We start from the raw sequence: 12,439 nt of genomic DNA on the forward strand, positions 1-12,439 counted from the left end.
AGAGTCGAGACAGCAAAATTGCCGAGCCTTTGCAGTAGGCTAGTTAACAAGTTGTCGAGAAGCTATGTAGACAGGTTTGAATTGTCAAATAGATTTGTTGATGGATAAAAAGGAAACAGTAGAAAATGCAACAACGAGGAATCTTCCATATTGGAGAATTCCTCGTTGAGGTTATATGTGATCCCGTTGGGATTCAAACCCAAGACCTTCAGAACCGGAATCTGACGCTCTATTCAGCTAAGCTACGGGACCTAGATGCGATAACGTTGCAAAAGTAGAGAAAAAAAATGAATTACCCAAATCCCAATACTGAAAAAGCGGAAAGGCAAAATGGATAGTATCATAACGTAAACCAAAAACGAATAAATGGCTAACATAAAACAGTAATTATACGTTTTTGTTGATACAAAAAGATAGAAATAGAAAAGTTTTTCTGTCTTTTTGCGAAAATTGTGGTGATAATACTTGTGTTTTTGCTATACAACTCTTATCTTTGCAACGTAAAAAGAGTAGATAAAAGAAAAAGATATGGGTAAACTAATCAAACCGGAGGGGTATAAGGCATTGCTCGATATGAGACAAACCGAGCAGGGTATTAAACTCATTAAAGAGTTTTTCCAACAGAACCTAGCCACGGAACTGCGTCTGCGCCGCGTCACGGCACCGCTTTTCGTGCTCAAAGGGCTTGGTATTAATGACGACCTGAACGGTGTTGAGCGCCCGGTGGCATTCCCTGTGAAAGACTTAGGGGATGCTCAAGCAGAGGTGGTACACTCATTAGCCAAATGGAAACGGTTGGCTTTGGCCGAATACGAAATAGAACCGGGCTATGGTATCTATACGGATATGAATGCCATTCGCGCCGATGAGGAATTGGATAATTTACACTCGCTCTATGTAGACCAGTGGGATTGGGAAGCTGTCGTGACTCAAGAGCAGCGCAATGTGGCATTCTTGAAGAATGTGGTGCGCCGAATCTATGCGGCCATCTTGCGTACTGAGTATTTGGCATGTGAGACTTATTCGCAGTTAAAACCTTTCCTACCCGAAGATATTCACTTCGTACATAGCGAGGAACTGATGCAAATGTATCCTGATAAGACACCAAAAGAGCGCGAAGATGCTATCTGTGAGAAGTATGGAGCCGTGTTTATCATCGGTATTGGTGCCAAGTTGAGTAATGGAGAGAAGCACGATGGGCGTGCTCCCGACTATGACGACTGGTCTACTATGGGCGAGAATGGTATGCCAGGGCTGAATGGTGACATATTAATATGGTATCCGGTGCTGGGGCGTAGCTTTGAGTTGTCATCCATGGGTATTCGTGTTGACAAAGAAAGCTTAAAGCGTCAACTTGAAATAGAGGGTAAGGAAGACCGCAAGAAACTTTACTTCCACCATCAATTATTAACCGATCAACTGCCGTTGAGCATTGGTGGCGGTATCGGACAGAGTCGTCTTTGCATGGTGATGCTGCACAAAGCGCACATCGGAGAAATCCAAGCTAGCATTTGGCCTGAGTCAATGCGCGAGGAATGTAAGCAGGTTGGGATGCCTCTTATTTAAACTGTGAGAATATAAAACAAACGCGGACAATCTTTTGATGAGATTGTTCGCGTTTTGTATGCAGCGATATTAGCTAAGTCAATTCTAGGTCGAGTGCCACTCGTAGTTTCTCCATCGCCGGATACTTGCGCCGCACTTCGTCGTAGATTTCGCGTTTTGTCAATATCTTGGTCACCTCTTCGGCTTTGGCCAAACGTAGACTTAGGTCTATATTTCCATTGTGCAACGCCTTGGCTATCGTCACTTTGATACGTGGCTTGATATCTTGTATCTGATTCAAGAGTATCTGATTGTCTACGATAACTTCGATGTTGGGGTAGTCGGTGATGCGTGGTCGCATGTTCTTCATGCGCGAAGCCATGCCTGTCATCGATTGTGGCATGCGGTTACACATAGACAACCATTGCAATTCCAAGTCTTCTTGACTGAACTCATTGTTCTCGCCGCTGTTGGTAATTGTGACTTCTTGTTCGGCTACCTTGTCCGGACCGTTTCTCAATTCCTTAAATGTGAAGCCCAACTTGTTAAGTTTAAGGCGCGGCTTTTGGACTGTAGATGCACTTTCTGTGGCTGCATGGGGAGCTTCTGTGGGCTTTTGTGGCTCGTTATGGAGCTGTGCTGCCACTTTTGCTCTGTCTGTACGCCATGCTCCACCGGTATTCGTTCCAACCCCGGCCACCTGCGATGCCGGTTTAGGTGTGGAAGAAATTAATTTCTTAAACAGGGATTTTAATCTGTGAGGGCTACGCCCCGCGCCTGCATCTTCGTCGGCTGGCTGCGTGAGTTGAGCCACTTGAATCAGCGTAAGTTCCACCAATAGACGCTTATTACTACTTTGTCGGTAGTTGATATCGCATTGATTCATTAACTTCAAGGCGTTGTATAAGAATCGAGTAGGGCATTTGGCTGCCTGTTCTTGGTAATGTTTACGCTGTTGTTCGCTCGCTTCAAGCAGTGGAATGGTTTGGTTGTCCTTGGCCATTAGTACATTACGTACATGACTGGCTAACCCTATGATGAAGTTACCACCGTCGAATCCCTTGCTGATAACGCTGTTGAGCAGCACCATAATGTCGCTCACTTTGTTCTCAAGAGCCAAGTCTATCACCTTGAAATAGTTCTCGGTGTCGAGCACATTCAAGTCTTCGAGCACCTTGTCGTACGTCAAGTTTCCCATACAGAAGCTTGCAGCCTGATCGAAGATAGACAGTGCGTCGCGCATACCGCCATCAGCTTTCTCTGCAATAATTTCCAGTGCACGCTCTTCGTAGGTGATTCCTTCTTTCTCGGCAACCATCTTCAAGTGATTGATGGTATTGGAAACGCTCATCCGTTCGAAGTCGTATATCTGGCAACGGCTTAAGATTGTGGGTAGAATCTTGTGCTTCTCAGTTGTCGCAAGGATAAAGATGACGTGCGAAGGGGGCTCTTCCAATGTCTTTAAGAAGGCGTTGAAAGCTGCCGTGCTGAGCATGTGTACCTCGTCAATAATGAACACTTTGTAGCGTCCAACTTGCGGGGGAATGCGCGTTTGTTCCATCAAAGCCTTAATATTCTCGACCGAGTTATTACTTGCTGCGTCCAGTTCGAAGATGTTATACGAACGCTGTTCATTGAACGAACGGCAACTCTCGCATTCGTTACAAGCTTCCCCGTCCTCGCGTGGATGCTCGCAATTGATGGCTTTAGCGAAGATACGGGCACACGTAGTCTTCCCCACACCACGCGGACCACAGAATAAATAGGCGTGTGCAAGCTTACCGCTCTTTACCGCATTCTTCAATGTGGTGGTCAAAGCAGATTGACCTACCACAGAATCGAAGCTCATAGGACGGTACTTACGCGCCGAAACGATGTATTCTTCCATCTCGTTTTTAGGTTTTACAGTGTCCTGCAAAGATACCATTTTTATCTGAAAAGTCGGCAATATAGTGCGAGATTAAGATGCCGACTCTTTGAAATGATAAGGGAAAGATGCCGGTTTAAAATACAAAACCGAGGTTGATATGGAAATAGAATTGGTTGGTTTTGCTCGCGAAACCAAGGCTTGCGCCGAGTGGTCCAAGCATGCTGTTGTAGTAATATGAGGCTTGATAACCCATCATTGGACCACGGTCGAGCAATCCTCTCAACTTTTCGGCATGCTGTGCCCCTGTTATTTTCAGCATCACATAGTTGTTGTCAGCGATGCGTTGTTGTAGTTTGAGTTGCAAACCGATGAATTGGTTGTCGGTAAATTCCACATATCCCATGCCGGCAAAGGGCATTTGGCGGTCAAAGTAATGGGAGTTCCAGTCGCCACCGATGGTATTTCGTTTCACACCGGGGATGTTTGAACCGAATAACAACCGTCCGTAGAGCATGGGCTGTAGGGTTAATCGGTTGGTCAAAGGGAATGCCCAGCGCCATGAAGCATTCAATGCGCTGAAGCCAATATGCCCATTATAGTGTGCAAAATTATCGGTGTAATACCCATATCCGGCCTCCATATTGGCACCATGAGATGGGAAATACCAATTGTTTTCGGAGTTATAAGTCACATGGGCATGGTAGCTTAGGAGATGAAGATGGTGTACTGTCGAGAAATCGGAAACGATATCTTGGTTTGACAGGATGTCGTGAATGGAGTAATAGTCGAAGTGTGGACCTATGGTAACGTTGAAATTGCGAATATTAAAGTCGAATACATTTAGGTAAACGGAGTGTTGATTGTAGGTGACATTAAAGATTCTGTTTCCCCGTTCGTTCACATTGATGTCGTTATGTTGGAAGATATAGGAGAGCATCATGCGTCCCCAAGCGTATGGATGAATCGAGAAATCACCCCTTCCCATGATTCTTTTGCCGAGTCGCATGGTGAAATCGGCAGTCATAGGAACGTTTTTGCTCTTGACGAAAAAGCCTGCATTAGCTTGCAAAGCTACGATTTCTTCGGTGTCGAAACGTACTCCTAAATTCAGTTTCGTAGCTTTCTTGGCATTTGCAACGACGTGTATGTTGTAGCTATCGCCCGCTTGTTGATAGTCCACATAGGCATCGTCGTAGTACAAGTCTATCCGCATTGTATTCACAACTTTCTCCATATAGCCCATCGAGATACTGTCGCGATGGTTTAATCTGTACTGTCGTTCAAGGTAATTACGGTCTGCTACATCCACACCCTCAAAGGTAATACTGCCTAGTTTCATTCGTTCGGGCAGGGGAGAGGCATGTTGTAAAGGCTTGGCAGTGGGCTGATAATCAGCTGAAAGCCCCAACTTAGCCTTCAAAGCCAGCAATTCATCCCAGTGTTTTAAGGCGTCTGCTTCACCTCGTGCTATCAATGTATCGATGGCTGCGTGGGTAAAACTGGCAGCTGAATAGCCGCTGATGTTGGCCTTGATGAGCACATCGGTGTTGGCAATATTCTCATCGTACTTGTTTTTACAGTTCACAGCTACTATCTGACTGATTACAGCTGCACCGTTAGATAGGTCGTCTGCGGTCTTGGGTGAGCCTTGAACGGTTACTCCTATCACGTAGTCGGCACCCATTTCGCGAGCAATATCCACCGGATAATTGTTGCGTAGACCGCCATCAACCAGCACCATATTGCCCTTTCTGATTGGAGAAAACACTCCCGGAATAGCCATACTGGTGCGCATAGCCTCTGCCAATACACCGTGATGGAAAACGTATTCCGTGTTATCTACGATGTTGGTAGCCACGCATGCAAAAGGAATGGGAAGCTTATTGAAATCTATTGAATCACGATAAGCAGACGTTAGTTGAGCAAAAAGTTTCGATAGATTCTTCCCGCGGATAAGTCCTGAGACGCTACCGGAGCGTTTTGAGAAGATCATGTCGCGTGTCAATAGATAGGTATTTTGTTTCTTTCGGTTGGCAAGTGTACTGCTGCTCACGTCTGCTTTATCCGAAAGAACGAACGTCCAGTCTTGCCTTCTTACTAGAGAATCGAGCGTATGGGCATTGTATCCCACTGCGTATAGACCACCGATGATGCTTCCCATAGATGTACCGGTAATGATGTCGACTGGAATTCCGGCTCTTTCTATCACCTTGAGAGCACCGATATGAGCCATACCTTTGGCTCCACCACCCGACAATACGACGGCTACTTTCGGGCGTTTCTCACTGATGGGTTGTCCCCATAGGGTTGTAAATACAGTTGTTAGAGCTAAAAGTAGTGTTAATCGTCGCATGGTATGGTGGTCTTAAAAGTGTTTATTCGTGAGTAGCAAAGCGTTGCTCGGCCATTTGTTCATACTTTGTTCCGGGTCTACCGTAGTTAGCATAGGGATAAATACTAATGCCACCACGCGGTGTAAAGATTCCCGTCACCTCTATATATTTAGGACTCATGAGCCTAATGAGGTCTTTCATGATGATGTTGACACAGTCTTCATGGAAGTCACCGTGGTTTCTGAAGCTGAATAGATAGAGCTTCAAACTCTTACTTTCCACCATTTTCTCAGCTGGAACATAGGATATTCGAATCTCGGCAAAGTCGGGTTGACCGGTAATTGGGCACAGTGAAGTAAATTCAGGGCAATTGAATCTCACCCAATAATCGTTCTCCGGATGCTTGTTTTGAAATGTTTCGAGTACCTCAGGAGCGTAGTCCATGCGATAGCGGGTTGCAGAACCTAGTGCCTGCAAACCCTCTTCTTCGCGTGTATCTTGTTGTTTGATTGCTTGGTTTTCCATATTTTGATCATCTCATTTTAGATATTCAACAACTTAAACACGTTGTAGTTGATGCCATCATCGTAGGCGTCTTCGCCTTCATGTCGCTTGACAGCGCGTACCACACGGATGGTTAACGGCAATGCAACGACTTCGTACAGTGTCTTGAGTATCACTTGTCCAATCATCAACACGGGTAGTTCATCGGTTGGTACGATTCCTGAGAGTGCCAAGGGAAAGAAGATAATAGAGTCAACACTCTCTCCGAACACCGTACTAAGGATGGCACGAGCAGAGAAATTCTTTCCTTTTGATGAAATTTTCATGCGACTCATCACGTAAGCATTGACGAACGAACCGCACAGGAAAGCGGTAAATGAAGCGGCAGCGATGCGTGGTGCCAAGCCAAACACGGCGTGGAAGCCGGCATCATTGGTCCAATATGGAGCACCGGGAATCCAATCGCAGAGTGCACCAAGCGTCACAAAGAAGAAGTTCATGGCAAATCCTATCCATATCAACAAGCGTGCTTTGCCATAGCCCCACACCTCGCATACGCAGTCGTTAATAATGTATGAGACGGGGAAGACAATGAGTCCACCGGTCAAACTAATTGCACCTGTGGTATAACCACCCGGTAATGTGAAAGGACCTACTGCGATTTGCTTTGTTTCGAGTACGTTTGCCGCAATTAGACAAACACAAAAGAGTATGCTGAAAAGCATAAACAGCACACTCACCATGTTACGTTTCTTTTCCATTTTCTTGTTTTTTACGAGGTTTACCAAGCACTCGGTTCTTATTTAAGCGGTTGCAAAGTTAATCATTATCAGCGACGTAGGCAAGCAAAAGTCCGATAATCGTAACTTAGCACTTGCTTTATACCACTTGATAAAGCAAGTAACTCAGATAGCCGACGAACGTAGCTGTGAGGATAGCTCCTTCCCATCGGGCGATGGTATACTTGGTGAAGGAGAACAACCACAGCATAATCATTGCCACTACCATGACCGATAAGTCGGTCGTGGTGATGCCTTGAATTATCATCGGTGAGATGATGCCGGTGAGACCAAGGATGGCCAAGATATTGAACACGTTGCTCCCTAACACATTACCAATGGCAATGCCGCTTTGGCCTTTGCGTGCCGATACTACACTAGTGGCTAGTTCGGGCAGTGAAGTTCCTCCGGCAACAATCGTCAAACCTATCACTGCATCGCTTACACCTAGTGTATGTGCCACGTTGGTGGCTCCGTCTACGAAGATGTTGCTGCCAACTATCAAGCACACCAAGCCTAGAAGCAAGAATCCTATGGCTTTCCATCCGTTCATGGGGTGCTGGTTTGCTTCTTTCGTAGTGCCGTTTTCACCCTTCGCCTCTTTCAGAGTCACGTACATAAAGATAGCAAGTAATGCTAATAAAATACCGGCATCGATGCGTGAAATGTTACCGTCCATACACATCATCAGTAGTACTACAGCTGCCACGAGGGCAAATGGGATATCCTTTTTCACCGTAGAGTGCAAAATAGTCATGGGAGTGACCATCGCAGCCACGCCCACAATGAGTAGTGAATTGAAGATATTGCTACCCACAATATTGCCCACTGCCAAATCGGGTGTGCCTTTAAGAGCTGATACAAGACTCACACAAAACTCCGGCATGGATGTTCCCATGGCCACAATTGTGAGTCCGATAACGATTTGAGGGATATTCATTCTCTCGGCTAAAGCCACGGCTCCGTCGGTCAAACGGTCGGCTCCCCATAACACCAGTACGATGCCGGCAAGGATAAAAACGATATTCAGTATCATAATGTCGGCAAATTTAGGTAAAAAACATGATATTCTTTAAACTCCATATTATCTTTATGAGTACAAAGAGTTATCTATTTGTCAACTCAAACTCGTCTACTTGTCAACTCATTCATTAGCTTCATATCTTGTAATCTTGTCTACTTGTCAACTCGTTTACTTGTTAACTACTTGCCTGCAAGGCCAAGGCAACATCGCTGTCAAGTCCATGCAGCATTGCTGAAAAGCCGAGACAGCGATGCTGGGGAGCCGCTGCAACAGCCCTACCCCAGCCCTCCCCAAAAGGGGAGGGAGATGGTTTTAAGTGGATAAGTGGACGAGTTGAGATTTCAGTTTTTAAGTCTTTGAGTTGATGAGTTATTGGTTGAGTTTGAAAGTTCATGAGTTTTTGAGTTGAAAAGTATTGGGTTAGGATTGAGAGATGGGGAATTTACTGCTTGAAAGGCAGCCGATTCGTTGCCATAACTCTAAAGCTTCCGGCTCTGAAAATGTGGTATATATCCTGCTCGTGGACGCGACATGGCGCGTCCCTACGATTCCTAAGATATAATCATTCTGCTATAGTTGCGTTATGACAAAGATATTTTTAGATTGGATAAGAATTTTATTTCCGTCTCCCACTTATGTTTTTTATATTTCTAAGTTTTGAAATTACGGGATTTTTATGTATGTTTGCAGTACTATATTTATAAAGACAAAATTGTAAAATGGAAATAACCGAACGATTTATCAATTACACCAAGTTCGACACACAGTCGGCTGAAGACTCTGAGACCGTGCCGAGTACGGCGAAACAATTGGAATTTGCCAAATATCTGGTTAAGGAATTAGAGAACGAAGGATTGAGCGATGTGAAGATGGATGATATGGGTTACATCTATGCCACACTGAAAGCTAACACCAAGAAGAAGTTACCGACCATCGGTTTCATCTCTCATTACGATACAAGTCCCGATGCCAGTGGCTATGGAGTAAAGGCACGCGTTATCGAAAATTATGATGGTAACGATATAGAATTGTCACCGGGCATCATCTCTAGTACTGACAAGTTTCCTGAACTCAAAGACCATAAGGGCGAAGACATCATCGTTACCGATGGTACAACACTGCTCGGAGCCGACGACAAAGCCGGTATAGCTGAGATAGTACAGGCAATGTGCTACCTACGCGACCACGATGAGATAAAGCATGGAGACATTCGTGTGGGCTTCAATCCCGATGAAGAGATTGGTATGGGGGCTCATCATTTCGATGTAGAGAAGTTTGGTTGTGATTGGGCATATACCATGGATGGCGGCGATTTGGGCGATTTGGAATACGAAAACTTCAATGCTGCCAGTGCCAAGGTGTTTATCAAGGGTGTGAGTGTGCATACCGGATATGCCAAAGGTAAGATGATTAATGCCAATCGATTGGCTTGCGAGTTCAATAACATGATTCCGGAGACCGACTTACCGGAGACTACGGAGGGTTATCAAGGCTTTTACCATCTGCTAGGTATTGAGAGTCGTACGGAAGAAGCAAAGTTGAGTTATATTATTCGCGACCACGATCGAGAGAAATTCGAGGATCGCAAAGACTTCATGGAAGACTGTGTGAAGTGTATGAACGAGAAATACGGTGAAGGAACAGTACGTATTGAACTGAAAGATCAGTATTACAACATGAAGGAAAAGATAGATCCGAACATGCATGTTATCGATATTGTACTGAAAGCTATGCAGGAAAGCGGTGTAGCACCGAAGGTTGCTCCTATCCGTGGCGGTACGGATGGTGCGCAGCTCAGCTTCAAGGGCTTGCCTTGTCCCAATATTTTTGCTGGCGGTGTCAACTTCCACGGGCCTTATGAGTTTGTCTCTGTGCAGGTAATGGAGAAAGCTGTGGATGTCATCGTGAAGATATGCGAGATTACCGGGAACTATGAAGATTAACCAAAAGAACTATTCATAAATAAGCAAGGAGCTGAATGAACGGTGTACGCTCATTCAGCTCCTTTTCATATCAAACAATTTATGGCCGAATTACCCCATCTTATAGCCGATCTTGCCTTGATATTGGTTGTGGCAGGTATCGTTATCTTATTGTTCAAAAAGTTGTGCCAACCTCTCGTGTTGGGCTATATTCTTGCCGGATTCCTTGTTTCGCCCCACATGCCTTATACCATGTCGGTGGTCGATAAGGCCGATATACAGACGTGGGCCGATATAGGTGTGCTGTTCCTCTTGTTTGCTTTGGGACTGGACTTCTCGGTTAAGAAGATCTTGAAGATGGGGTTGGCACCGGTGATAGCTTCGCTTACTATCATTTTCTGCATGATGTTGTTGGGCATTAATGTCGGTCATGCGTTCGGATGGGGTAAGATGGACTGTATTTTCTTGGGTGGTATGCTGGCTATGTCGTCCACCACTATTATATATAAAGCGCTCGACAACCTTGGACTTCGGCAGCAGAAGTTTGCCGGATTGGTGATGAGTGTGCTTATATTAGAGGATGTATTGGCTATTGTTTTGATGGTAATGCTAAGTACATTGGCTGGTGGGAGTAGTCCGGATGGGGGACAATTATTCGGCTCATTGTTCCGTATTGGTTACTTCTTGGTGCTTTGGTTCGTCGTAGGATTGTTTGTTATACCAAGCTTTTTGCGCAAGACACGTAAGTTGATGAATAGTGAGACGCTGGTCATCGTGGCGTTGGGACTCTGCTGTCTGATGGCTGTCATCTCTACACAGGTAGGTTTTAGCAGTGCCTTTGGTGCATTTGTGATGGGCAGTATTTTAGCCGAGACGGTGGAAGCCGATAAGATTATCCGTGTGGTGGAACCTATTAAGAATCTTTTTGGAGCCATCTTCTTCGTCTCAGTGGGTATGTTGGTAGACCCTGTTGTGATGATGAAGTATGCCGCACCCATCGTTGTGTTGGTGTTGACCATCCTCGTCGGGCAGGGAGTATTTGGTACATTGGGCTTTTTACTCAGCGGGCAGTCGCTGAAGACAGCTATGCGTTGTGGTTTCTCTATGGCGCAAATAGGTGAGTTTGCTTTCATCATAGCCTCGTTGGGGTTGTCGCTTGGCGTAATCAGTAAATTCCTTTATCCGGTGGTAGTGGCCGTTTCGGTTATTACAACCTTCCTCACTCCGTATATGATGCGGGCTGCCGAACCATGCTATCTGTTGGTGGAGAGGCGCCTTCCCAAGCGCTGGTTGAGGCGTTTGAACCATTTGAGTGTGGACAATCACATGTCTAACGAGGCCGGAACATGGAGAATGTTACTGCGGAAGTTACTTGTCAGCACGGCCATCTATGGTATTTTGTCGGCTGCTGTGACTGCTATGATGCTCACTTTCTTCCTACCTTTTGTGCGCCATTTGCTGCCTCATTGGTGGGCAAACGGCGTGTGTGGCGTGTTGACGGTGGCTTTGATTTCACCTTTCCTGCGTGCGTTGGTGATGCGACATTTCCACAGTGAAGAGTTTAAACAGTTATGGACAGAGAATCGTATCAACCGTCTGCCACTGCTTTTCACAAGCTTGGTGAGGGTGATTATAGCATCGGCCTTCATCTTCTATATCTGTAATTACTTGACAAGGTTTACCAATGCGCTGATGATAACGATAGCTGTGGCTATGATAATCCTCATGATACTGTCACGGTCGTTGAAACATCGGAGTATCAGATTGGAACGTTTGTTCATTCAAAACTTGCAGTCGCGCGACATAGAAGCACGTGTGCATGGGCGTAAACGACCGCTCTTTGAGGGACATCTGCTTGATCGTGACATCCATATCAGCGATGTGGACGTGCCGGAAGATTCGGTGTGGGCCGGTCAGTCGCTACGGCAATTGCAATTCCGCAATCGTTTTGGGGTGCATGTGAGTAGTATCTTGCGTGGCAGACAGCGGCTGAACATCCCCAATGGTGATACAATAATCTTTCCCGGCGATACAATTCAGGTGATAGGAAACGATGAACAGTTGCATCATTTTTCTGCGGCTATGAAAGGAGCATTGGTGCCTGAAGATGCAGAAATAGAGAAGCGAGAGATGAAATTGCGGCAACTGGTAATCGGGAAAGATAGCTGTTTGGCCGGAAAGACATTGAAAGAAAGTGGTATCCGCGACCGTTATAATTGCATGGTTGTGGGTGCCGAGCAGGGGCAACAGACGCTCACGCTCATCAATCCTACCCATGTGTTTGAGGTGGGAGATGTGGTTTGGGTGGTAGGCGAGGAGTCTTCATTACAAGATTTGATGAAATTGGGATAAAGAATTCCTATTCCTAGCGATGTAATATCTATTTAACATGCTTTAAAGTTTATCAATGCAAGATTCTTTTATTTGTGTATTTACTGTTTGAGTACTCACCTACAAAATTA

At 45.5% G+C, this 12,439-nt stretch carries 8 protein-coding genes and 1 tRNA gene; 3 read left to right on the forward strand and 6 right to left on the reverse strand.

Annotated elements, in window-relative coordinates; genetic code table 11:
* Positions 1–178: 178 nt before the first annotated feature.
* A tRNA-Arg gene (locus tag HMPREF0671_RS04130) sits at positions 179–252 on the reverse strand.
* 276 nt (positions 253–528) lie between these two features.
* Here HMPREF0671_RS04130 and asnA point away from each other — a divergent pair.
* Positions 529–1,566 (forward strand): aspartate--ammonia ligase, encoded by a 1,038-nt coding sequence (asnA, locus tag HMPREF0671_RS04135; RefSeq protein ID WP_036896982.1) that lies wholly within the window; start codon positions 529–531, stop codon positions 1,564–1,566.
* A gap of 73 nt (positions 1,567–1,639) precedes the next feature.
* On the opposite strand, the gene HMPREF0671_RS04140 is transcribed toward asnA, so the two are convergent.
* The 5 genes from HMPREF0671_RS04140 to HMPREF0671_RS04160 all read right to left on the reverse strand — a co-directional run bounded on the left by HMPREF0671_RS04140 (position 1,640) and on the right by HMPREF0671_RS04160 (position 8,067).
* Positions 1,640–3,433 (reverse strand): DNA polymerase III subunit gamma/tau, encoded by a 1,794-nt coding sequence (locus tag HMPREF0671_RS04140; RefSeq protein WP_036896984.1) that lies wholly within the window; start codon positions 3,431–3,433, stop codon positions 1,640–1,642.
* 115 nt (positions 3,434–3,548) lie between these two features.
* Positions 3,549–5,768, reverse strand: a complete 2,220-nt coding sequence (locus HMPREF0671_RS04145; RefSeq protein WP_036896986.1) for a patatin-like phospholipase family protein — start codon at positions 5,766–5,768, stop codon at positions 3,549–3,551.
* Positions 5,769–5,790: 22 nt separating this feature from the next.
* Positions 5,791–6,273 carry a preQ(1) synthase gene (gene queF, locus HMPREF0671_RS04150; protein WP_036896988.1) on the reverse strand — a complete coding sequence of 161 codons (483 nt, stop codon included), beginning with the start codon at positions 6,271–6,273 and terminating at the stop codon, positions 5,791–5,793.
* 17 nt (positions 6,274–6,290) lie between these two features.
* A complete protein-coding gene (locus HMPREF0671_RS04155; protein ID WP_036897051.1) occupies positions 6,291–7,013 on the reverse strand; it encodes a queuosine precursor transporter in 723 nt (240 codons plus the stop codon).
* Positions 7,014–7,131: 118 nt separating this feature from the next.
* On the reverse strand, positions 7,132–8,067 hold the full coding sequence (locus HMPREF0671_RS04160) for a calcium/sodium antiporter (protein ID WP_036896990.1): 936 nt from the start codon (positions 8,065–8,067) through the stop codon (positions 7,132–7,134).
* A gap of 707 nt (positions 8,068–8,774) precedes the next feature.
* Here HMPREF0671_RS04160 and pepT point away from each other — a divergent pair.
* Positions 8,775–9,998, forward strand: a complete 1,224-nt coding sequence (pepT, locus tag HMPREF0671_RS04170; protein WP_036896997.1) for a peptidase T — start codon at positions 8,775–8,777, stop codon at positions 9,996–9,998.
* Positions 9,999–10,079: 81 nt separating this feature from the next.
* Entirely contained in the window at positions 10,080–12,329 is a 2,250-nt protein-coding gene (locus HMPREF0671_RS04175; RefSeq protein ID WP_036897000.1) for a cation:proton antiporter, read from the forward strand.
* The last annotated feature ends 110 nt before the right edge of the window (positions 12,330–12,439 follow it).

It is taken from the genome of Prevotella sp. S7 MS 2 (genome assembly GCF_000762865.1).
In the GTDB taxonomy this organism is placed as follows: Bacteria; Bacteroidota; Bacteroidia; order Bacteroidales; family Bacteroidaceae; genus Prevotella.